20 protein-coding genes and 3 pseudogenes are annotated in these 23,179 nt (G+C 45.0%); 13 read left to right on the plus strand and 10 right to left on the minus strand.

What is annotated here, in order from left to right; translation table 11 throughout:
- Nucleotides 1-2 precede the first annotated feature (2 nt).
- The 4 genes from Q3W56_RS08760 (at nt 3) to Q3W56_RS08775 (ending at nt 3,216) form a co-directional block, all read left to right on the plus strand.
- A complete protein-coding gene (locus Q3W56_RS08760; RefSeq protein ID WP_302895187.1) occupies nt 3-308 on the plus strand; it encodes a DUF2653 family protein in 306 nt (101 codons plus the stop codon).
- 214 nt (nt 309-522) lie between these two features.
- On the plus strand, nt 523-1,089 hold the full coding sequence (locus Q3W56_RS08765; RefSeq protein ID WP_302895188.1) for a CGNR zinc finger domain-containing protein: 567 nt from the start codon (nt 523-525) through the stop codon (nt 1,087-1,089).
- Nucleotides 1,090-1,225: 136 nt separating this feature from the next.
- Nucleotides 1,226-1,714, plus strand: a complete 489-nt coding sequence (locus tag Q3W56_RS08770) for an HPP family protein (RefSeq protein WP_302895277.1) — start codon at nt 1,226-1,228, stop codon at nt 1,712-1,714.
- A 116-nt stretch (nt 1,715-1,830) separates the two neighbouring features.
- Entirely contained in the window at nt 1,831-3,216 is a 1,386-nt protein-coding gene (locus Q3W56_RS08775; protein WP_302895189.1) for a sugar porter family MFS transporter, read from the plus strand.
- Between the two features lie 40 nt (nt 3,217-3,256).
- Here the strand turns inward: Q3W56_RS08775 and htpG are convergent, their stop codons facing one another.
- Entirely contained in the window at nt 3,257-5,137 is a 1,881-nt protein-coding gene (gene htpG / locus Q3W56_RS08780) for a molecular chaperone HtpG (protein WP_302895190.1), read from the minus strand.
- Nucleotides 5,138-5,319: 182 nt separating this feature from the next.
- Nucleotides 5,320-5,572: pseudogene (locus tag Q3W56_RS08785) on the minus strand (hypothetical protein).
- Between the two features lie 115 nt (nt 5,573-5,687).
- On the opposite strand from Q3W56_RS08785, the gene Q3W56_RS08790 reads away from it, so the two are divergent.
- A complete protein-coding gene (locus tag Q3W56_RS08790) occupies nt 5,688-6,509 on the plus strand; it encodes an SDR family oxidoreductase (protein WP_302895191.1) in 822 nt (273 codons plus the stop codon).
- A 706-nt stretch (nt 6,510-7,215) separates the two neighbouring features.
- Here the strand turns inward: Q3W56_RS08790 and Q3W56_RS08795 are convergent.
- Nucleotides 7,216-8,361: a TetR/AcrR family transcriptional regulator gene (locus Q3W56_RS08795; RefSeq protein ID WP_302895192.1), complete on the minus strand. Its 1,146-nt coding sequence runs from the start codon at nt 8,359-8,361 to the stop codon at nt 7,216-7,218.
- Between the two features lie 142 nt (nt 8,362-8,503).
- On the opposite strand from Q3W56_RS08795, the gene Q3W56_RS08800 reads away from it, so the two are divergent.
- Complete coding sequence (locus Q3W56_RS08800; RefSeq protein ID WP_302895193.1) at nt 8,504-9,841, plus strand: aldehyde dehydrogenase family protein; 1,338 nt, start codon at nt 8,504-8,506, stop codon at nt 9,839-9,841.
- 50 nt (nt 9,842-9,891) lie between these two features.
- On the opposite strand, the gene Q3W56_RS08805 is transcribed toward Q3W56_RS08800, so the two are convergent.
- Nucleotides 9,892-10,323, minus strand: coding sequence for a DUF5391 family protein (locus tag Q3W56_RS08805; RefSeq protein ID WP_302895194.1), 432 nt, complete (start codon nt 10,321-10,323; stop codon nt 9,892-9,894).
- Between the two features lie 266 nt (nt 10,324-10,589).
- Between Q3W56_RS08805 and Q3W56_RS08810 the strand changes: the two are divergent.
- Nucleotides 10,590-11,020, plus strand: a pseudogene (locus tag Q3W56_RS08810) (RDD family protein).
- Nucleotides 11,021-11,049: 29 nt separating this feature from the next.
- Here the strand turns inward: Q3W56_RS08810 and Q3W56_RS08815 are convergent.
- From Q3W56_RS08815 to yxaF, 3 genes are all read right to left on the minus strand, one after another.
- A complete protein-coding gene (locus Q3W56_RS08815) occupies nt 11,050-12,258 on the minus strand; it encodes a DUF418 domain-containing protein (RefSeq protein WP_302895195.1) in 1,209 nt (402 codons plus the stop codon).
- 107 nt (nt 12,259-12,365) lie between these two features.
- Nucleotides 12,366-13,379, minus strand: a complete 1,014-nt coding sequence (locus tag Q3W56_RS08820; protein WP_302895196.1) for a quercetin 2,3-dioxygenase — start codon at nt 13,377-13,379, stop codon at nt 12,366-12,368.
- 91 nt (nt 13,380-13,470) lie between these two features.
- Nucleotides 13,471-14,046, minus strand: a complete 576-nt coding sequence (gene yxaF, locus Q3W56_RS08825) for a transcriptional regulator YxaF (RefSeq protein ID WP_302895197.1) — start codon at nt 14,044-14,046, stop codon at nt 13,471-13,473.
- A 126-nt stretch (nt 14,047-14,172) separates the two neighbouring features.
- On the opposite strand from yxaF, the pseudogene Q3W56_RS08830 reads away from it, so the two are divergent.
- A pseudogene (locus tag Q3W56_RS08830) lies at nt 14,173-15,241 on the plus strand (SDR family oxidoreductase).
- Nucleotides 15,242-15,297: 56 nt separating this feature from the next.
- On the opposite strand, the gene Q3W56_RS08835 reads toward Q3W56_RS08830, so the two are convergent.
- Nucleotides 15,298-15,729: a MarR family winged helix-turn-helix transcriptional regulator gene (locus Q3W56_RS08835; RefSeq protein ID WP_302895198.1), complete on the minus strand. Its 432-nt coding sequence runs from the start codon at nt 15,727-15,729 to the stop codon at nt 15,298-15,300.
- 226 nt (nt 15,730-15,955) lie between these two features.
- On the opposite strand from Q3W56_RS08835, the gene Q3W56_RS08840 reads away from it, so the two are divergent.
- Both Q3W56_RS08840 and Q3W56_RS08845 read left to right on the plus strand, forming a co-directional pair.
- A complete protein-coding gene (locus Q3W56_RS08840; RefSeq protein WP_302895199.1) occupies nt 15,956-16,360 on the plus strand; it encodes a CidA/LrgA family holin-like protein in 405 nt (134 codons plus the stop codon).
- A complete protein-coding gene (locus Q3W56_RS08845; protein WP_302895200.1) occupies nt 16,330-17,022 on the plus strand; it encodes an LrgB family protein in 693 nt (230 codons plus the stop codon). The genes Q3W56_RS08840 and Q3W56_RS08845 overlap by 31 nt, the downstream gene beginning before the upstream one ends.
- Nucleotides 17,023-17,061: 39 nt before the next feature.
- On the opposite strand, the gene Q3W56_RS08850 is transcribed toward Q3W56_RS08845, so the two are convergent.
- Together Q3W56_RS08850 and Q3W56_RS08855 are read right to left on the minus strand one after the other, a co-directional pair.
- Entirely contained in the window at nt 17,062-18,093 is a 1,032-nt protein-coding gene (locus Q3W56_RS08850) for a polysaccharide pyruvyl transferase family protein (protein WP_302895201.1), read from the minus strand.
- 91 nt (nt 18,094-18,184) lie between these two features.
- On the minus strand, nt 18,185-19,333 hold the full coding sequence (locus Q3W56_RS08855) for a glycerate kinase (RefSeq protein WP_302895202.1): 1,149 nt from the start codon (nt 19,331-19,333) through the stop codon (nt 18,185-18,187).
- Between the two features lie 194 nt (nt 19,334-19,527).
- Here Q3W56_RS08855 and gntR point away from each other — a divergent pair, with 194 nt between their 5' ends.
- From gntR to gntP, 3 genes are read left to right on the plus strand one after another with little or no spacing between them, the layout of a single operon-like run.
- Entirely contained in the window at nt 19,528-20,259 is a 732-nt protein-coding gene (gene gntR, locus Q3W56_RS08860) for a gluconate operon transcriptional repressor GntR (RefSeq protein WP_302895203.1), read from the plus strand.
- The gene (gene gntK / locus Q3W56_RS08865) at nt 20,252-21,793 is read left to right on the plus strand and encodes a gluconokinase (RefSeq protein WP_302895204.1); all 1,542 of its coding nucleotides are present in this window, start codon (nt 20,252-20,254) and stop codon (nt 21,791-21,793) included. Before gntR ends, gntK begins: the two co-directional genes overlap by 8 nt.
- 28 nt (nt 21,794-21,821) lie before the next feature.
- The gene (gene gntP, locus Q3W56_RS08870) at nt 21,822-23,168 is read left to right on the plus strand and encodes a gluconate permease GntP (RefSeq protein ID WP_019716309.1); all 1,347 of its coding nucleotides are present in this window, start codon (nt 21,822-21,824) and stop codon (nt 23,166-23,168) included.
- The last annotated feature ends 11 nt before the right edge of the window (nt 23,169-23,179 follow it).

The following is a 23,179-nucleotide window of genomic DNA, read 5'->3' on the forward strand; positions in this document are numbered from 1 at the left end:
TAATGAAATTAGTCTTAAATGAGCAAGAAATTGTAGACGGGATTTGTGTGTTCATTTCTCATGAAGAAGATGTGTACCCTGAGGACGTTGAAGTAAAAGAGCTGTCTTACAACAAGCGGACAGGATTCTTCGCTGAAGCCTCATATGGCCTGCACCACAAGCAGCTAGTGTCAGATGACATTTCAGAAGGCATTATTCAGTTCTTAGAGGAATACCACAACTTCAATCCAGACGTTACAGCAGTAGAATTGCAATTTGATAAGAAAAAAGGATTTTCCGCCTTGGTTTTCGTCAACGAGGGAGAATAAAAATCAAAACCTTGCTCCTCCTTGTGAGTAAGGTTTTATTGACGTTTCCCCTCCGGCATATGAAATGCAGGTACAGAAACGGTCTGTTTTCCGGCAAACAGGAAGAGCACCGCCCTTCACATCAGCAGCCCGCCTGACAGATAAGCCTCCATTACTCACATCCTTGCTGATAACGGCTTTCGTGCTTACAATGATATTGAAAGGAATGATTACAATGGCAAATGCTCAATTCCCTCTTATTACACAAAACCTTTCTCTCGATCTCGTGAATACTGAAATTATAAGCTATGATAAACGGCACGATCTCATCCAGTCAGACAAAGATCTGATGGCATGGTTTGAAATAATGGGAGAAACTGCTCCTTTTCTCAGTTCTTTTACGCTACAGCAAGTCCAAGAACAATTGCAACGGATTCATCAATTTCGAGCTGTGCTGAGAAAACACTTTGAGCGTATCGCCGAAGGCAGTGAACCCTCTCCAGCTTTTATTACATTCCTGCAAGATCAAATCGCCGCCGCTCCCTTTTCTTATCAAATCACAGATGACAAACTTGCACGCATTCCGAATGGAAAACTAGATGATTCCATTTTATCGCTTATCGCTTATGATGCGTTATGGCTGATTCATTCAAAAGAAATCCAACAGCTGAAACGGTGCGCAAATGAAAAGTGCATTTTGCTTTTCCTTGATAAAACAGGAAGGCGAAAATGGTGCTCCATGAAGATATGCGGCAACAGACATAAGGTCTCACGCCATCAGAAAAAAATGAATAAGGAATAAGAATCCGTTCCCCAGCGAACGGTTTTTTTATTGAATTAAAAAACTAACCTTTAAAAATATTCTTGACAGGTTAGTTTGCAGCTATTATTCTATACATACTGGAGGGATAAATTTGGAAAAAAACTTCTTTTTGAAAATGAAAGGAACAGGAAAAACGCCTTTACAGGTAAACGGCAAAGACGCTGTTACAGGACTTATTGGAGGATTTATCACCATACTGACACTCGCTTCTTTAACCGCGTATACATCAACCTTATGGTTAATGGCACCTTTTGGGGCCAGCTGTGTTCTGGTTTTCAGCGCTTGGAATGCGCCATTATCACAGCCGAGAAATGTGATTGGCGGCCATTTTATCTCTGCACTTACAGGGATTGTTGTCCTTCACATATTCGGCGCCCACCCATGGACCTTTGCACTGGGGACAGGGCTTGCCATTTGCTTGATGATGCTCACCAAAACCACTCATCCTCCTGCCGGCGCAGACCCGATTGTCGTTATTCAAGGGGCATATGCTTGGAGTTATTTAGTATTTCCCGTACTCATTGGGTCTGTCATCATTGTACTCTTCGCTCTTATTATCAATAACTTGCGCAAAAATCGCCAATATCCTTCGTTTTGGCTTTAATGTTTTCTTCTTTTAAAAAACAAATGTTTCAAATCAGATAGGAAATGGGTACTACTCTATTAACTTTGTTAAACATAAGAGATACTCATTGGCCTAACAACTGAGGGGGAACATTTGTGAAGACAAACACAAGGAAATATATGATCTACTTTTTCGGCGCTTTAGGGGGACTGCTTTACGGTTATGATACGGGCGTCATCTCTGGAGCACTGCTTTTTATCAAAAATGATATTCCTTTAACGACATTGACAGAAGGATTGGTTGTCAGCATGCTTCTCCTTGGTGCAATTTTCGGTTCTGCCTTAAGCGGCACATGCTCCGATCGCTGGGGCAGGAGAAAAGTTGTATTTGTCCTTTCCATCATTTTCATTGTCGGCGCGCTCGCTTGCGCGTTTTCTCAAACAGTCGGCATGCTGATTGCATCTCGGGTGATACTCGGCTTGGCCGTCGGTGGTTCAACGGCGCTTGTGCCCGTGTACCTGTCAGAAATGGCACCGACGAAAATCCGCGGGACACTCGGTACAATGAACAACTTAATGGTTGTTACCGGTATTTTATTAGCATATATCGTAAACTATCTGTTCACGCCGTTTGAAGCGTGGCGCTGGATGGTGGGACTGGCTGCGGTGCCTGCGGTGCTTTTATTAATCGGGATCGCATTTATGCCTGAATCACCAAGATGGCTCGTGAAGCGCGGGCGTGAAGATGAAGCGAAAAACATCATGAAAATCACTCATGGCCAAGAAAATATTGAACAAGAACTTGCGGATATGAAAGAAGCGGAAGCAGGAAAAAAAGAAACAACACTCGGTTTACTAAAAGCAAAATGGATTCGTCCCATGCTTCTGATTGGCATCGGCCTTGCCGTTTTCCAGCAGGCTGTCGGCATTAACACGGTCATCTACTACGCGCCGACCATTTTTACGAAGGCCGGTCTTGGCACATCGGCATCCGTACTCGGCACAATGGGTATCGGTGTCCTCAACGTCATCATGTGTATCACTGCTATGATCTTAATTGACCGCATCGGCCGCAAAAAACTGCTGATATGGGGAAGCGTCGGCATTACACTGAGCTTGGCCGCACTAGCAGCTGTGCTCCTGACACTGGGGCTCTCTACATCAACAGCATGGCTGACCGTCGTTTTTCTCGGAGTCTATATCGTATTTTACCAGGCAACATGGGGGCCGGTTGTATGGGTTCTGATGCCTGAGCTCTTCCCATCCAAAGTACGCGGAGCCGCAACAGGCTTTACTACTTTGGTATTATCAGCAACCAACCTGATTGTGTCGCTCGTCTTCCCGCTGATGCTCAGCACCCTGGGCATCGCATGGGTCTTTACCATTTTTTCAGTCATCTGCCTGCTTTCATTTTTCTTCGCCCTCTACATGGTTCCGGAAACCAAAGGGAAAAGTTTGGAGGAAATTGAAGCAAGCCTGAAAAAACAGTTTAAAAAGAAGAAAAGCAGCCAAAACCAAGTGCTGAATGAGCGTACATTATAAAAAAAGGAATCGTCTCCTCAAGGGACGATTCCTTTTTCTATTACACCATAACCTTGCAAATATTGTTGGTAAATTCAACAGGGTCCTGAATCGGCAAGCCTTCGATGAGAAGCGCCTGATTGTACAGAAGATTTGTGTACAGGCTCAGCTTCTCTTTATCTTGTTCAAATGCGTTCTGCAGTGTTTGGAATACCTCATGATTCGGGTTGATTTCCAGCACTTTTTCCGCTTTTACATGTTGGCTGTCCGGCATCGCGTTTAAGATTTTTTCCATCTCGATTGTCACTTCGCCGTCAGCGGCAAGGCAGACCGGATGTGATTTGAGTCGTTTTGAGATTCTGACGTTTTTCACTTTATCTGACAGAATGTTTTTCATTTCTTCAAACAGATCCTTGTACTTGCTTTCCTCTTCCTCGGACTGCTTTTGATCCTCATCCGTGTCTATGCCAAGGTCTCCGCTTGATACGGATTTAAACTCTTTTTCCTGATAAGATGCCAGCATCTTAATCGCAAACTCATCGATGTCCTCTGTAAAGTAGAGAATTTCATAGCCTTTGTCCGCTACCATTTCCGTTTGCGGCAGTTTCTCAATGCGATCGTATGAATCACCGGTCGCATAATAAATATATTTCTGATCTTCAGGCATCCTTGATACGTACTCATCTAAGCTGACCAGTTTTTTCTCTTTGGAAGAGTAGAATAATAAGAGGTCCTTCAATTGATCCTTATTCGCGCCAAAATCATTGTACACGCCGAATTTCAGCTGTCTGCCAAATGAATTGTAGAACGTCTCGTATTTCTCTCGGTCTTTTTTGAGCAGGCTTTCCAGCTCGCTTTTGATTTTTTTGCTGATATTTTTCGCGATCAGCTTCAGCTGGCGGTCATGCTGGAGCATTTCTCTGGAAATGTTCAATGACAGATCCTCAGAATCGACCATACCCTTCACGAAGCTGAAGTGGTCCGGAAGCAGATCCGCGCATTTGTTCATGATCAGAACGCCATTAGAATACAGCTCCAAGCCTTTCTCGTATTCCTTGGAATAATAGTCAAACGGCATGTTTTCAGGGACAAATAGAATCGCATTGTAGCGAACCGCTCCATCCACACTAATATGAACATGTGTCAGCGGTTTATCAAACCCGTAATGCTTTTCAGCATAGAATTTTTCATAATCCTCATCTGTCAGCTCGTTTTTGTTTTTTCTCCAGATCGGCACCATGCTGTTGACTGTCTGCTCTTCCTGTACCTCTTCAAATTCATTTTCGCTGCCTTCCTTCGGCTTATTAATGGTTGTATCCATTTTGATTGGGTAGCGAATGAAGTCGGAGTATTTTTTAATGATCGCTTTTAAACGATATTCCTCTAAGAACTCGTCATAGCTGTCGTCTTCAGTGTTCTCTTTGATTTTCAGGATAATGTCTGTACCGACAGAATCCTTTTCACACGGCTCAATCGTGTAGCCGTCAGCACCCGCAGACTCCCATTTATACGCCTCTTCGCTGCCGAGTGCCTTACTGATGACTGTCACGACATCGGCAACCATAAACGCCGCGTAAAAACCGACACCGAACTGCCCGATGATGTCATGTCCGTCTTTCAGCTCGTTTTCCTTTTTAAACGCAAGTGAACCGCTTTTTGCAATTGTGCCGAGATGCTGCTCAAGTTCATCCTTTGTCATCCCAATCCCCGTATCAGAGATCGTTAATGTTCTCGCATCTTTGTCAGCTGCGACCTTTATATAGTAACTGTCTTTATTAAACGTAAGCGTATCGTCCGTCAGTGCTTTGTAATAGATCTTGTCAATCGCGTCACTCGAATTGGAGATTAACTCACGAAGGAAAATTTCTTTTTGGGTATAAATCGAGTTAATCATCATATCCAGCAAGCGTTTGGATTCTGCTTTAAACTCTTTTTTAGCCACTCTAGATCGCTCCTTTTTGATATATTGTTACGCTATGTAAACTCTTTTCAGCATCTATTTATCACATGTGGTGACAATTGTCAATTAGATTGATAGATGCATATATATGTAAATTTAACATTAGCTAGGAGAATTTTCACTCTTTTTTTATCAGTCGCTCCTGATAAAAAAGAGAGGCTTTATCATCCTCTCTTTTTTTCTGCGTCATTCCAGCCGGCCAAACTCCCGCTTCATCCATATATGCACCGGGTAGAAAAACAAACCGAACGGGATCAGAAACAATAGATTATGCCATGAAGCATTCAGAAATGCGCTTGCTGTAACCGGAAACGTAATCTCTTTGAATAGAAAAGAGATGACAGTCAGCACAACAAACGCAGACGGAATTGTAACGAAGCAATAAAACTTGAGCTCCTTCTTATGCTGTACCTTCAAAACACTTACCTCCCAACAATTTCTAGTCCATCTTAACATATGTTGGCATTTCTTTTCTCACATGTTTATCACTGCACATAGCGGGAAGACAAATAGAAAAAGGAGGACTCGTATCATGGGGAGACTCGAAAACAAAACCGCCGTCATCACAGGCGCCGCGACAGGCATTGGGCAAGCGACGGCAGAGGTTTTTGCCAATGAAGGCGCGCGTGTGATAATCGGAGACATCAATGCAGATCAAATGGAAGAAACAGTTGAAGCGATCAGACAAAAGGGAGGACAGGCGGACGCCTTTCACCTCGATGTGTCAGATGAAAACAGCGTGAAAGCATTTGCTGATCAAATCAAAGACGCCTGCGACACGATTGACATTCTGTTTAATAACGCCGGGGTTGACCAGGAAGGCGGAAAAGTGCACGAATATCCCGTTGACCTGTTTGACCGCATTATCGCCGTCGATCTGCGCGGCACGTTCCTTTGCAGCAAATATCTGATTCCGCTCATGCTCGAAAAAGGAGGCTCCATCATCAACACCTCCTCCATGTCTGGCCGGGCCGCGGACCTCGACCGCTCCGGCTACAATGCCGCAAAAGGAGGAATCACGAATCTGACAAGAGCGATGGCGATCGACTACGCAAGAAACGGCATCCGCGTCAATTCTATTTCTCCGGGAACGATCGAAACCCCGCTGATTGACAAATTAGCAGGCACCAAAGAACAGGAAATGGGTGAAACATTCCGCGAAGCCAACAAGTGGATCACGCCGCTCGGCCGTCTCGGCCAGCCGAAGGAAATGGCAACGGTGGCGCTGTTCCTCGCTTCTGACGACAGCTCATACGTCACAGGCGAAGACATCACCGCAGACGGCGGCATCATGGCGTATACATGGCCTGGGAAGATGCTGTTTGATGAGAAATGGAAGGAAGAAACGAAATAAACATAGTCTGCGCATTATCAATGATCAAATATCAATCATAAAAGGGAGCTTTTCCTTAATCACTAGGATAAGCTCCCTCTTCATCATTCCTCAATTTTTTTCGCTCTCCTGCAGAAAAAAACAGACTGCATTACTCTATATATTTTACATATTGTCGATCCTATCCTACAATGGATTTAGAATTTATTGGGAGTTGTTAGAATGAAATTGCTATTTATCTATATCATTTTAGGAGGCTTCACTAGCATTTCTCTTTCTTGCCTTTTTGATTTAGGTATTTTTAATCTTGCTTTATATCTTATCTATTTTAACTTTGCACTTTTTTTATATAGACGAGCTAAAAGCCCCGAAACTTCAAATTAATACTAAAATAAAATCTTGCAGGATATAATGTGAAGGCAGCTATTGAATGTTTAAAACCTCACATTCTCCATATAGAAAGGTACGTCATTTATGTCTGAGAACAAACTATTATTTTTCATTTTATCATTCTCTTCTATCCTTCACTCGCTCAATTCAATTTTAGACCCTACTGCAAGCTGGACATCTTGGTTGGTAAACATTGCTCTATTTCTTTTGGCCCTTCTCTTTTTAAAGTACACCTTAAAAGAAAAGAGAGAAACTCAAAAGACCAAGCCGAGTCACACAACGACACAGAGCCCGGACTGAGTATCCGGGCAAATGTATATCCAGTTCGGTTCGTTTATTACAGCAAGACCACCTTATACTTCTTCACATCCAAAAACTGCAAAAACTCCCTCGCCAGTACTTCCGGCGCATGCGTCTTCCCTTCATCCAGCCGATATAAAATCAGACCGATAATCATCGCGGATACATAATAAGCATAAAGCTTTTTTCCCGCTTGAATCTCAGTCTGCTGATGCAGATAAAATGTTTCCAGCGCTTTGATCATCTCGGGTATCACATGAGGAACACCCCAGTCCCGATTGAGAAAATGAACAATGGGCATGCGGTCCGATAAAGCAGAAAGCAGACTGGTGAGCGCTGTCTCTGCTTCTTCTAAGGAAAGCCCACTCGGACTGGAGGCAATCGTCAGGTGGTCTATGATCTCCGCGCATGATTGCTGAATCATAGTTTGCAGCAATTCCTCTTTACTGGCATAGTGATCATAAAAGGTTGCGCGGCGGATATTGCTTTTACGGGTAATGTCTGAAATCGTGATGGCTGCGTAATCTTTTTTCTCCGCCAAGACGTCCAGCAAAGCCTTCTGCAGCGCCTCTCTCGTTCGAACCACCCGCCTGTCGATTTGTTTCTCCTTCTCTCGTTCTCCTGGCACAGCTTGTCCAAACAGCCAATAAAATCGCTTTTGAGAAACAAGCTCCCATACCTTCTGGCTGATGGCTTCAGGAGACGCGGCCGCATCTTCATTCAGCCAATACAGGATAATCGCGTACGTGTACAAGGCCCGATAATGTCCATAAATGTCCCGTTCGATCGGCGTCAAATTCACATGGATCGGAGCCAGCAGGACATCCTGCTGAAACACATCCTTAAAAAAACGATGAAAATGTCCTCTGTTCATCATTACATAAAAAAACGATCGGTGCTCGTGAACAAAGGACAGAGTCGGATGCACGGTTTGCCGTTTTTTGTTCAAATGGAGGGTATCCATATGCCTGAAGGCGTCAAAAAGCGCTTTGCCCAGACCTTCCTTCATGTCTTCGATCACATCCTCAATGATTGAAAACTTGTCTTCATAATAAAGGTAGAGCGTCCCGCGGCTCACTTTGGCCTTCTCAGCAATTTCTTTCATTGTGATATGTTGAATATCCCTTTCTTCCAATAAGGCCAGCAGCGCCTGTTTTACTTGGGCTTCAGCAGATTCCTGCACAAAAGACACCTCCAATCATTAGACAGATGTTCGATATATGTACGGTAACGTATAGATGGTTCACCGTTGTCTTTCTTATAGAAAAGGTACCACTTTATAATAGGTCCGAGAAAAGAAGAAAGCAAATGAGGGGGATATTACAATGGAACAGCAAGTAAAAGACGACATTCAGCGTGTCTTTCAGCTTCAGAAAAAACAGCAAAAAGCACTGCGCGCTTCAACAGCGGAACAGCGCATAGAGAAGCTTCAGCGCTTTTTAGATTCTGTCATTGCCCATGAAGAGGAAATCATCGCAGCGATCCGCAAAGACGTCCGCAAACCCTATCACGAGGTTAAAAAAGCGGAAATCGAAGGGACGAAAAAAGCGATTAGAGATAATATGAACAACTTGGAACAATGGATGACGCCTAAAGAAGTCGGTTCATCTTTAAGCCCTGACGCAAACGGCATTCTCATGTACGAGCCTAAAGGCGTAACGCTCATCCTCGGTCCGTGGAACTATCCGTTTATGCTGACGATGGCGCCGCTTGCCGCTTCTCTCGCAGCCGGAAACAGCGCGATTGTGAAGCTGTCTGATTTTACGATGAACACAAGCAACATTGCTGCAAAAGTGATTCGAGACGCTTTTGATGAAAAAGAAGTCGCGATTTTTGAAGGAGAGGTTGAGGTGGCAACCGAGCTTCTAGATCAGCCGTTTGACCACATTTTCTTCACTGGAAGCACAAATGTCGGAAAAATCGTCATGACAGCAGCGGCCAAACATTTAGCATCTGTCACACTTGAGCTTGGCGGCAAGAGCCCAACGATCATTGACAGTGAATATGATCTCATGGACGCAGCGAAAAAGATTGCAGTCGGGAAATTTGTAAATGCCGGCCAAACCTGCATCGCACCTGATTATCTGTTCATTAAAGAAGACGTTCAGGACAAGTTCGCGGGCATTTTACAAACGATCGTCAACGCAGGATTTATGGAGGATGATCATAATCCAGACCGCAGCAAATTTACGCAGATCGTCAATGACCGCAACTTCAACCGCGTCAAAGACCTGTTCGACGACGCCATCGAAAAAGGGGCGGAAGTCGTATTCGGAGGCGTGTTTGATGCCAGCGACCGCACGATTTCGCCAACCGTTTTGAAAAACGTCACACCTGACATGAAAATCATGCAGGAGGAAATTTTCGCACCGATCCTGCCGATGATGAACTATGAAACCATCGACGAGGTCATTGATTACGTAAATGATCGCGATAAACCGCTTGCGCTTTATATATTCAGCCACAACCAAGACCTGATTGACAACGTCCTTCAGCATACGACATCAGGCAACGCCGCCATCAATGATGTTGTCGTCCATTTCAGTGATGTCAACCTGCCATTCGGAGGCGTCAACACAAGCGGAATCGGCTCCTATCACGGGGTATATGGCTTTAAAGAGTTTTCTCATGAGAAGGGTGTATTTATTCAAGCCGCTAAATAATCATAATGGAGAGGATCTGCATCATTCTGCAGGTTCTCTTTTATTTTTCACTACACTCTGAAACTTCTTGTAACAGGTTTTTTTGATGCTGAACGAAAGGCTGCAAAAAACCAAATGATGTTTACAGCAGCCGCAGCGAGACAAACCCCTATCACAAGGATTACCTCAGAAAGCAGATGGTCACTGAACAAACTACTAAACATCAAGACAAAACCGGCCGAAGATAAATGAATCAGCAGCCCAAAGCCGCAAAGCACCGCCATTACATACCTCATTGCATCAACTCCAAGCATGTAAATGAGAAAAGGAATGAGATACAACACAAGGATCATTCCGATAGCCGCCCACATGCCGACTGAGTTAAACTGATTGGCCGCCCCTCCCGTTTCGGCCAGCGGTGAAAGTGAAGCAGCGGCAATCATGGCGCAAAAAAGGAACGCAGAAATGATTGTTACGACCGCCACGCTTTTTTTTCTAGACATCAAACCCCTCCTTTAAATAGAAATATTAACCTTTTTATTATAATTAAGACAAATGGAAAATTCATTATATCTAGAAAATCCCAGAACACATACGCAAACGATAAGGTTCTTCCCGGTATATTTATATAGTAAATAAAAAGGATAAAAGACTCATTTTTTAAGGTGTATCAGGAATTTATCACCATATTATATTGCATTCAAAATATACTATTCCAGATTCATTAAAGGAGAGAGAAAAATACATGGAAAAACCAGCACGATTTTAGATTCGCTTTTTAGCTTATTTTATTGATGGCATTATTGTATCTGTTCCTAGTTATATGATTCTATTTATTATCAATACGTTTTTTGTGCTGGGGCTGTGGCAGCAAACCCTTACATGACCCAAGAGGAGTATATGGTGACATACATGATGCTTGCATTTTTGCCTACCATGCTGATCATGCTCGTCATCAGTGTATTATATTACGGTCTGCTCACTGCATCTAAAATGCAGGGCAAACTCGGCAAAAAAATTCTTGGCCTGAAAGTGGTCAATGAACAAGGCGGACGGGTCTCTGCCGGACAGGGAATCGGCCGTTACTTTGCATACATTTTATCTGGAATCATCTTTTATATTGGTTTTACAATGATCGCCTTTGGAGAGAAAAAAGGCCTGCATGACATCATTTGCAAAACACGTGTTGTGTATCAATAATAGAAAAAAGCCTAGACGCCAATAGGCATCTAGACTTTTGTTTTCTTTTCAATAGGCTGCCACGCCAAATACGTAGCGCTCCTCCACAGCCACTCAAACGGCCCCATCCGGAATACCCGAAGCCAAAGATGGCTGAAAACCATTTGAACGGCACAAATAGCAATCGTGATGAGCACGCCGGCAGCAGGATACACTTTCCCGTATAACCCCAAGCCGTAATGATAGAAAATCCACGTACACACGATAGACTGCATCAGATAATTGGTAAATGCCATCCGTCCAACAGCGGAGAAGGATTGCAGCACTGTTTTCACTCTTGTTTTGTGATACAGATAGACAACCGTTGTGACATAGAAAAACATAAGAAAAGGCGCGCCAATCAGCAAAAATACTTCCCTATCCATAACACTGTACAACACTTGGGCGCTGAGGCCGATGACTAGCCCCGCCATCCACACCCTTCTCAATCCTTTGCGATGCTTTCCAGGGTCGTGCAAATATCGTGCCTTTGCCGCCGCAGCTCCCAGCAAAAACATGCTGAAGTAAGGAATGGATGCAAAGAAGAAGGTGAGCGGGTTATACGTAAGCATGCCATTCGAAGACATGTAAACAAGACGATCGTGTATCCGCTGTTCCGCAATGTCCTTCAAGCTGCCGCTTCCGTAAACATGGAGTGCTTGCTTTGCCTGCTGAGTTACCGCTTGTGCCCATTCCTGTCCGTTTGATTGATAAAAGCTGGTCAAAATAAACGGAATACAAAACAAAAGATACAAAGAAACAGCCCATATCAGCAGGGTTTTTGGCTTTGCTTTTCGAAATAAGAGCAGGACAAAGCCAAGCAGGGCGTATTCCATTAAAATATCCCCGTCCCAAATCAAAAAGGCATGAATCGTTCCAAACAAGAGAAGCGCCGTTAGCCTTCTCACATATAGCGGAACAAACCGTTTTCCTCTGCTTGCTGCTCTCTCCATCATGACAACCATGCCAAATCCAAATAAAAAAGAAAACAATAAAATACATTTTGTTTGGATGAAGAATGTTATGATGGCTGCTGCTGCAAAATCTGCTTCAGACCACTTTTCTGTAAAAAAGTTCTCTTTTCCAAGCATAGACAAATACATATCCGGATAACTGAAATGTGCCAGATTGACAAACAAGATGCCGAAAATCGCCATTCCTCTTAGCACATCAAGCACGCCGATCCGCTCATTTGCCAAAGTCGGCTGCAATGAAGACATAGCCATCACGCTCCTTTTTTCTGTACCTTAAGGGTATGAAAAAAAGGAGCGCAGAAACATCGATTTAGGTGTCAGGCAGGCATGGAAACCTTACAATCTTGTCATCTTTACGGTTTCATCACCTTTAAATCTAATGCTTCGATATTCTGCAAAACCCGATCAAAGCGAAGAGCCTGAGGCTCACTTGGGAAGATATGGCCTTCATACGGCTCACCTAACGTCCGGAAAAACGGTTCAAATAAGCCTGGAACCAATACGCCCACCATTTTTGTATAATGGGAATCCAGACGATAGGAGTGAACAGTATTCGCAGGAACATGCAGAAAATCTCCAGGATTCAGCTGGATTTCTTGGCAATTGGCCCACATCGTCATCTGCCCCTCAAGGCAATAAAATGTTTCTGTATGATGTTCATGGTAGTGATCAACGATTCGCTCGCCTTTAGGGCCGTCCGATACGACGACGATAAACTGGCCGTCTGTATTTTTTTGTGCAGCCACAATGCGGTGAAGCTGGTCTCCGGTCAATAAACGGTCGCCTTCTCCAGACTCAAGCACGTATGGAACCGGTCCATCCGGAAGCTCTGCCAGTTCCGCTAATGTTGGCACACCGGCAGCCTTTTCTTCGTCCAGAAATGTAATGTCAGCTACTGTAGCTGCTTCTGCAAATTGCTCGTTTGACACCTCTTCGCTTGCGTGCGGAGGATGTACAGCGTGATCATATGGATTCCCAATAACGGAATACATGTGGGCCACATTTCCTTTCATCGTGTAAGACACCAGTCTTGTTCTATGGCTCTGCATCCGGTAGCTGTGTGGTGTTCCGGCCGGAATGTTCGCATAGTCCCCTGATATTAATAAATAGCGTTTCCCGTCAAGCGTCAGCTCAAGCTTCCCGTCCAAAACGAGAATCCCTTCATGTGTGTCCTTGTGGACGTGAAGCGGAAAGGCATCTCCTTTTCCCCCGGCAAGCAGCACGATCTCAAACAGATCGCCGGTGCTCTTTCCATTCGCCATCACCGTGGCAACCTGTCTGCCGAACAAATAGCGCTCGCCTTCTCCGCTGCGGAGCAAATAAGGCATTTTTTCTTTAGGTAATGCATTTTCACATAATGTTTTCATATATCGTTCCTCCAATGTAGACCAGTCAGTATACTTTCATCTATCTGACTAGACCGTTCTATATAATTGTAGGAGAAAGGATAACAAATTGCTACCCTTTTTTTCTCACCAGCACTGGAATTTGTTCGGCAATGAGAAGAAGAGGCATTTTGTCTTTATTCGTTAACGAAAGCATGATCCCGCCCTCAATCATCGAATTGATCAGCATTCCAAGCTGATTTGCTTCTTCTTCTGCAAAACCATTTTCCACTAATTTTTTGGCAAAAACCGCTTCCCAGCTTTTAAACACCTTCATACAAACCGTCCGCAGCGGTTCACTGATTAATGCTGTCTCACTCGCCAGCAAACCGACTGGAATCCCTTTAATGCTTTCTGTGTTGTCAAATTGGCTGGCTGTTTTTTTGATAAATTGCTGAATCGCTTCTATTGGATCAGAGAATTCATCCATGCTTTGCTGTATCAGATGTTCAATCAATTTCCCTGTGTATGTAACCGCTTCTATTGCTAATTCTTCTTTGCCCTTCGGAAAAAAGTGATAAAGCGATCCCTTCGGAGCACCGCTTTCTTTCACAATCTGGTTCAAACCCGTCGCGTGATATCCTTGCAGCTGGAACAGACGTGACGCCGTGTGAAGGATTTTTTCACGTGAATCTCCTCTGCTAGTCATTAAAACATTCCCTCCTAGGTATGGTAGAGCGACTTATATAATATAAAAAAGAACCCTGTGATTGTCAAAATGGGTAAGACCCTCCCGGATGGGGTAAATGTAGAAAAACAGCGTCTAGGGATTTCAATGACAAACGATTATTCAGTCACGAATACAGAAAAGCTTGAACAACAGAAGTCGGGCATGAAAACGAAGCTCAAACTGAAACAACTCAAGGATCAAGTGATCGTCATTACCGGCGCTACAAGCGGGATCGGCCTTGTCACGGCACGAATGGCAGCTGAACAAGGCGCAAAGGTCGTCGCAGCAGCGCGAAATGAAGATGCGTTGAAGGAACTCGCTGATGAACTAAAGGATAAAGGGCACGACGCCATATGGGTCAGAGCGGATGTCGGAAAAGAAGAAGACGTCAACCGCATCGCAGAAACCGCAATCAGCACATTTGGCCGCTTTGACACATGGGTCAAGAATGCCGCCGTCTCGATCTTCGGACACGCTATGGACGTCACCGTTGAAGACATGAAGCGCATGTTTGACGCAAACTTCTGGGGCCTGTTTACGGAACAAGAGCGGCCGTCAAACACTACACCAGCAGAGGCATGCCGGACGCACTAATCAATATAGGCAGCCTGTTTGGCGACAGGGGAACTGTCATTCAATCCACATATGCGTCAGCCAAATTTGCGCTTCACGGCTGGACGGAAAGCATCCGGATGGAGCTTGAAAAGGAACAGGCGCCCGTCTCGGTTACGCTCATTCATCAAGGCAGAATTGACACACCTTACAACGAACACGCGCACAGCTGCCTAGACAAACAGCCGGCTCATTATCGCTCCTTCATCTATCCTCTGGAAGCAGTCGCCGAAGCCATCCTGTTTGCCGCCGAACACCCGAAGCGTGACATGTACGTCGGCTCACAGGCAAAAGCCATCGCCATGCTGGGCGCTCTTTTCCCCCGGCTGACCGACAGACTGATGGAGAAAATCATGTACCACAGCCAGCATGCCAAAGACCGTCCAAACCGCGAGAAGAAAGCGCTCTTTATGATGCGGGCTGCGGTATGCATGACAGAGGCACAAATAAAGGATGGATGAGGTCAAGAAGCTACTACACGAAAGCGACGAAGCGCCCCATTGTATCGGCGGCTGTTGTTGCAGGACTAGTGGCTTGGGCTGCCGCCAAACGATGCAGGTAATCTCTGACCATAAGAAAAACCCATGCTGTTCCAGCGAACCATGGGTTTTTCAGCTGTTAATCGATAAAAGCCTTGTTCATACGCTGCAGGAGCTCGCCGAACATCTCTTTTTCCTTTGTTGACCATTCTTTCAGCATCTGTTCATAACGTTCAAGGCGCTTTTGCTGATCGGCTTTTAATAGTTGTTTGCCGAGTTTTGTAATGGTAAACAGGCTGACTCTCCCATCGGAAGGGTCTGATAAGCGATAGATGAGCTCCTTCGCCTCTAATGCAGCTGCTTGTCTTGAAAGAGTGGAAATATCGAGCTTAAACGATTCTGCCAATTCCTTTACACGAGCAGGCCCAAACTCATCCAATTGTCTCAGCAATAAGTACGAAGATCTCTCCAAATTCCCTGTTCTTTTCTCAGATTGTTCCAGATAAACGGCTCTCCTGATAAAAGTCGTCAGCTCATATTCAATTAATTCAACTGGGTGTTGTTTTTGCAATCGTTCTCGCTCCCCATTCCAATTTCCGACATTGACAACACCATATATACTTGTATAATACAAATGTATATTTCCTGAATACATACAAGTCGTTATATGATCAATTTATTATTTTACTTGTATAGTACAATTATATAACAAGAAAGTAAAGCGATTCCTCAGAACCATCCTAGAAGCCAGTCACCAGAAAGGAGGAAGCTGTTCGATTTAGAGAGCAGCACTTGATGTGAAAGTCATTCGAATTATGTTGCAAGTGTTGATATTATATGTATTTTTTATGATCGGGGAAGCCATTCAGCATCTGTTTCATTTACCGGTGTCAGGAAGCATAGTCGGATTGGTATTGCTGCTGATCTGTTTAGGCCTTCGTATTGTTCCCGTCTCCATTATTCAAGACGGAGCAGGTTTTTTATTGTCCTTTCTTCCTTTGTTGTTCATCCCGGCAATAACAGGAGTGATGAAATACCCGTCCCTCATTTCATTCAATGGCCTGATCCTGCTGATTACAATCGTTCTGAGCACCATCGTTACGATCATTGCGGCTGGATTCGCCAGCCAGCTATTAGAGAAAAAAACAAAAAAACGTGAGGAGAAAGAGAAATGCAGCAAGCAAGTATCGCAATCATTATAATTCTTTTAACAGTTGCCGCTTACTTAGCGATGGGCAAGCTTTATAAGCGATTCCCGCTTCCATTTCTGATCCCAGTTCTGACAACGACAATATTGATTGTCGCGGTTTTGGTTATGTTCCATGTTTCGTATGAAGGCTATATGATCGGGGGGAAATGGATCAATTCTTTGCTTGGGCCCGCTGTTGTAGCGCTAGCCTATCCGCTTTATAAACAATGGCATATCATTGTAAAACATTGTGTTCCCATCCTAGGCGGCGTCCTGGTCGGATTATGCATGGGAATGATCAGCGGGCTGATTTTCGCAGAAGCCTTCGGGATTGATCATGATCTCTTATTATCCATTCTGCCAAAGTCGATCACAACCCCTGTCGCTATTCAGATCGCCGCCGGTCTTGGCGGTGTTCCTTCTATGACGGTCGTATTTGTCATGATTGCCGGCTTCTCAGGCGCCATCCTCGGGCCGCTGGTCCTAAAATGGTCTCGCATACGCAGCTCACTTGGCCAAGGCATCGCATTAGGCAGCGCCTCCCATGCACTGGGCACCTCCAAAGCATTGGAATATGGGGAACTCGCCGTATCCATGAGTTCCGTCTCAATGACGCTTTGTGCGGTGCTTGGCTCATTCATCGGCCCGCTCGTCGTCTGGCTGTTTCATGTTTAAGAAAGAAAGACTGCCCCGGGGGAGGGCAGTCTTTTTCGTTTAAGAAGCAAAAAAATCAATCAGCGGCTGAAAGTCCTTAGATAAATCAACGTCATTCGGTTCTACTTGAAGCAGGCGGTCAATCATGCGCTCCAGCTCCTCAACATCATTCTTATCTGTATATTCAATGAAGTTTAAGCTTTCAAGCCAATCCCGGTATGAATGTTTGGCTTTGCCATAGCTGTTTCCAAAGACAAGGCAAGGTGTTTTGGTGATAATCGAGAAAATCATGGCGTGAAGGCGGTCGGTAATCACCAATTTACTGGAGCCGATGCGGTCAAGCATTTCCATAAAATGCTTTTCACGATCGGCGTAATCAATCGTGTCGACCGTATCCAGCACCGTATCAGTACGCTCCGTATAAGTTGTTTTTTCTGCCCATTTCCTCATGTGTGAAATAAAATCTTCATCGGTCACTTTCTCCTTATCCGCTCTTAAAATAAAGAGAACGCCGTCCCGCTCGAGCTCTCTCGGCACAATATCCAAGGAAAGCACCATGTCCGGTGTAAAGATCACATTGGAGTTGAAGGTTTTTTTTACAACATCCAGTGTCTGGGTCTCACGCGCAGCAATCGTTAAGTTTGGATTTTGATGGTACGCATCCTGTGTTTTTTTCTTTTCTTTATTTCCGTCCTCGGTATCTTCAAAATAAACGGATTGCGGCAGAGAAATCGATTTGTAGTCTTTAAACGCCGCGAAGACCTTTCTTCTGTCTTCCTCAATATCGAGATAGAGGTTTCCTAAATTCCCTCCGCCTGTAAAGCAGACAATATCGTCTTCACGGATGATCTCCTTCACCAGTTCAATGCCCTCATCTGTTGCATAATCCATAATCTCAATGTATTCATAGTAAGGAAAATGGTTTTTGATAAATTTCTCTTCCGCATACGCTATCGCTTGGTCACCAATGTTTGTGTAACTCGGGGAACCAAACAAAAATACTTTTCGTTTATCATTTAACAGGGCTTCTGGCTCCACATTTGGCGCAATGCCTTTTACGAGTTTTTTGCCTTTGATTTCTTGTACAGTCATGTCGTCGTCCTCCTTCTGGGATGAATGCCTCATTGTGTGGTTACCTGTATCTACCCAAAAAGGAGGCTGGCTATGCATTGGCGTGTGCGCGCTATATTAGAAACATCGTTTTCGCCAACTTGATAGACGCTGCAATGTCCCGCGCCGTTCTTTCCATATATTCCGCGGCATGTTCACATGCGTCTTTTAGAGGCATAGGTCCGGGAACGATGCTGAAGAGCGCATCGATTCCGTGTTGATAGACGGCATCACTGTCTCGTGATATTGATCCAGCAATGCCAATGACAGGCACATCATATGATTTTGCCGCTTTGGCCACACCGATCGGCGTTTTTCCGTAAATCGTTTGGCTGTCAATCCGCCCCTCACCAGTAATCACAAGGTCTGCATCTTGAACTTCATTTTCAAAATCAACCGCTTCAAGGACAATATCAACGCCTCTTTTCAGATCAGCATGAAGAAAAGCCAACAGACTCCACCCCAGACCGCCCGCTGCCCCGGCGCCCTCTGTTTCTCTGCAGGCTGTTCCGAGCGCTTTTTCTGCCATATCCGCGAAATGGACCAAGTTCTGATCCAGCGCATCCACCATGTCGGCTGTCGCGCCTTTTTGCGGCCCGAAAACAGCCGAAGCTCCTCGTGGCCCTGTTAACGGATTGTCCACATCACAAGCGACCTCCAGTTTGACACTTTGCAGTCTGGAATCAAGCCCCCTTACATCTATTGATGCGAGCTGAGATAACGCGCCGCCCCCGGGCCCGATCTCACGGCCCGAGTCATCAAGAAGCCTTCCGCCCAATGCTTGAATCAGCCCGGCCCCTCCGTCGTTCGTGGCGCTTCCGCCGATCCCGATGATCAAACGCTCTGCGCCCGCATCAAGAGCCGCTCCGATTAATTCTCCCGTTCCCCTTGTTGTGGTGACGAGCGGATTTCGTTTATCAACGGGCACCAGATGCAGCCCTGAGGCGGCAGCCATTTCAATCACAGCTGTTTTCCCATCTCCCATCATGCCAAAAAACGCCTTCACCGATTCCCCTAGCGGACCCGTAACAACCCGTTCTTTGATCCATCCGTTTGTGGCATCAATCAGAGACTGAACCGTACCCTCGCCGCCGTCCGCCATCGGCAATTTTCTGTAATCAGCACCCGGAAAAACTGTTTTGAATCCTCTTTCTATCGCGTCTGCGGCCTCCAGAGCTGATAAGCTTTCCTTAAAAGAATCAGGTGCAATGATGATTTTCATCCAAATCGCCTCTTTCAATCATGATTCACGTAACCTATTTATCTACAATGTACCACACCAACACTGGGAATACATACCATCATTTATGGTAAAAATTAAATTAAAAACTAGAAATGAAAGTGTTTGCATAAACGAAACATTCACGTTATCATACTTGTATACAAGTATACTCCTTGAGTGAGGAAGGTGAGTGTATGATAGACTCCAAGAACCTGTTGTATCCAGCAAAATGGCTCTCAAAAGCGTCAACCGGTGTTCGTGTCGCATACGAGCTGAGAATGCGAATCATTTCAGGCATGATTGAAAGCGGTACCATTTTATCAGAAAATACGATCGCCGCCGAGTTTTCAGTAAGCCGTTCACCGGTTCGCGAAGCGTTCAAAATACTCGCATCTGAAAAAATCATCCGCTTAGAACGAATGGGAGCGGTTGTTATTGGGTTAACTGAAAAGGAAATCGCAGAAATTTATGATGTACGTTTACTATTAGAAACTTTCGTCTTTGAACGGCTTGTCAAAATTGACCCTGACCCATTAGTCAAGGATCTCAGCAAAATCCTTGAAATGATGAAAGTCTCCATCAAATACGAGGATGCTGACGAATTTTCATTTCAAGATGTGCTGTTTCATGAAACGATTATCCAGGCTATCGATCATTCATACATTCACATGATCTGGAACAATCTAAAACCCGTAATGGAAAGCTTTATTCTTTTATCAATGCGGGCACGATTAAAGGAAAAATATGAAGACTTCACAAGGATTTTAGATAACCATGAGCTTTATATACAGGCCATTAAAACAAAGGATAGGGCGCTGATGATTCAGTCCCTTCACCAAAATTTTGATGATGTGCAAGAAAAGGTAGAAGACCTGTGGCTCTCACAACAAATGCTGGCAAAAGGAGCTGAAGACAACAATGACTAGTTATATGTTAGGAATCGATATCGGCACGACAAGCACAAAAGCTGTGTTGTTCAGTGAAAATGGAGACGTAGTACAGAAAGAAAGCATCGGCTATCCGCTCTATACACCGGACATTTCAACAGCTGAACAAAACCCGGAAGAGATTTTTCAGGCAGTCATCCAAACAACAGCGAGAATTACAAAACAGCATCCTGAAAAACAGATCTCATTCATTTCGTTCAGCAGCGCCATGCACAGCGTCATCGCAATCGATGAAAAGGACCAGCCGCTGACGCCTTGCATCACATGGGCCGACAACCGGAGCGAAAGCTGGGCGCATAAGATCAAAGATGAATGGAACGGGCATGAGGTGTACAAACGGACAGGAACACCGATCCATCCGATGTCACCGTTAAGCAAAATTGCCTGGATCACGAACGAACGAAAAGAAATCGCTTCCAAAGCAAAAAAATATATTGGCATCAAAGAGTACATTTTTAAACAGCTGTTCAATGAGTATGTCATTGATTACTCATTGGCATCTGCAACAGGCATGATGAACCTGAAAAACTTGGATTGGGACGAAGAGGCACTGCGTATCGCAGGCATCACGCAGGATCACTTATCCAAACTCGTGCCGACAACCGAGATCTTTCAGCACTGCAGCCCGGAATTAGCGATACAGATGGGAATCGATCCGGAAACACCTTTTGTCATCGGCGCAAGCGACGGCGTACTGTCTAATCTCGGCGTCAACGCCATTAAAAAGGGCGAGATCGCTGTCACCATCGGGACAAGCGGTGCCATCCGCACGATTATTGACCAGCCGCAAACCGATGAAAAGGGACGGATATTCTGCTACGCCTTAACGGACAAGCATTGGGTCATTGGCGGGCCGGTAAACAATGGGGGCATCGTCCTTCGCTGGATCAGAGACGAGTTTGCCTCTTCCGAAATCGAGACAGCGACACGGTTGGGCATTGATCCATATGATGTGCTGACGAAAATCGCCGAGCGTGTCAGACCTGGTTCTGACGGCCTGCTGTTCCACCCGTACCTCGCCGGAGAACGCGCTCCGTTGTGGAATCCGGATGTACGCGGCTCATTTTTTGGCCTGACCATGTCGCATAAGAAAGAGCATATGATAAGGGCGTCATTAGAGGGCGTCATTTACAATCTGTACACAGTGTTCCTGGCGTTAACAGAATGCATGGAAGGACCGGTTACCCGCATCCAGGCGACAGGGGGATTTGCAAGGTCGGAGGTTTGGCGCCAAATGATGTCAGATATCTTCGAATCAGAGGTTGTCGTTCCGGAAAGCTACGAAAGCTCATGTCTTGGCGCCTGCATTTTAGGCCTGTATGCGACAGGGAAAATTGATTCATTCGATGCCGTGTCTGAAATGGTCGGCAGTATGCACAGACATACGCCGATTGAAGACTCAGCCAAAGAATACAGAAAATTAATACCGATTTTTATTAATCTCTCAAGATCATTAGAGAATCAATATACACAGATTGCGGATTATCAGAGAGGCTTAATCACACACAACTAGTCCATGACATGAAGGGGAGGGCATTACCATGCCATTAATTATCGTTGCAATTGGGATTTTAGCATTACTGCTTTTGATAATGGGCTTAAAATTAAACACATTTATTTCCTTACTGGTCGTATCGTTCGGCGTGGCATTGGCACTCGGGATGCCGTTCGATAAAGTTGTCAGCTCTATTGAAGCAGGAATAGGGGGAACTCTTGGCCACATCGCGCTCATCTTCGGACTTGGTGCGATGCTGGGCAAGCTGATCGCCGATTCAGGAGGGGCACAGCGCATCGCGATGACACTCGTCAATAAATTCGGCGAGAAACACATTCAATGGGCCGTTGTCATTGCCTCATTCATTATTGGTATTGCATTATTTTTTGAAGTAGGATTGGTTCTATTAATTCCGATTGTATTTGCGATTTCAAGAGAATTGAAGATTTCTATTTTATATCTCGGGATTTCGATGGTCGCAGCGCTGTCCGTCACGCACGGGTTCCTGCCGCCGCATCCGGGACCTACAGCAATTGCCGGTGAGTACGGCGCAAACATTGGGGAAGTGCTGCTGTACGGCTTTATCGTTGCTGTTCCAACAGTGCTCATTGCAGGCCCTTTGTTTACAAAGCTTGCGAAAAAAATCGTTCCTGCCTCATTTGCGAAAAACGGCAATATTGCGTCACTCGGTACACAAAAAACGTTCAAGCTTGAAGAAACACCTGGCTTTGGAATCAGCGTCTTTACTGCAATGCTTCCAATTATCATCATGTCGGTCGCGACGATTATTGATCTGCTTCAAGAAACAATTGGATTTGCGGATAACGGAGTTTTAGCTTTTATCCGATTGATTGGAAACGCATCGACTGCTATGATTATTTCGTTATTAGTTGCAGTCTATACAATGGGCATCAAACGCAACATTCCAGTCAAAACCCTGATGGACTCTTGTTCAACAGCCATTTCACAAATCGGCATGATGCTTCTGATCATCGGAGGAGGCGGCGCCTTCAAACAAGTGCTGATCAACGGCGGTGTCGGCGATTACGTAGCAGACTTATTCAAAGGTACTGCATTATCGCCAATCGTCTTAGCATGGCTCATTGCGGCGATCCTGCGCATTTCTTTAGGATCAGCCACCGTTGCCGCGCTAAGCACAACAGGGCTCGTCATTCCGTTATTGGGACATTCTGATGTCAACCTGGCATTAGTCGTGCTAGCAACAGGCGCAGGAAGTGTCATCGCTTCACACGTCAATGACGCCGGCTTCTGGATGTTTAAGGAATACTTCGGATTAAGCATGAAAGAAACATTTGCCACATGGACGTTGCTGGAAACGATTATTTCCGTTGCTGGACTGGGATTCATATTATTGTTAAGTTTAGTTGTATGAAATTGATGAAG

Origin of the sequence: Bacillus sp. C28GYM-DRY-1 (assembly GCF_030519405.1) — a bacterium.
Classification (GTDB): domain Bacteria; phylum Bacillota; class Bacilli; order Bacillales; family Bacillaceae; genus Bacillus; species Bacillus spizizenii_A.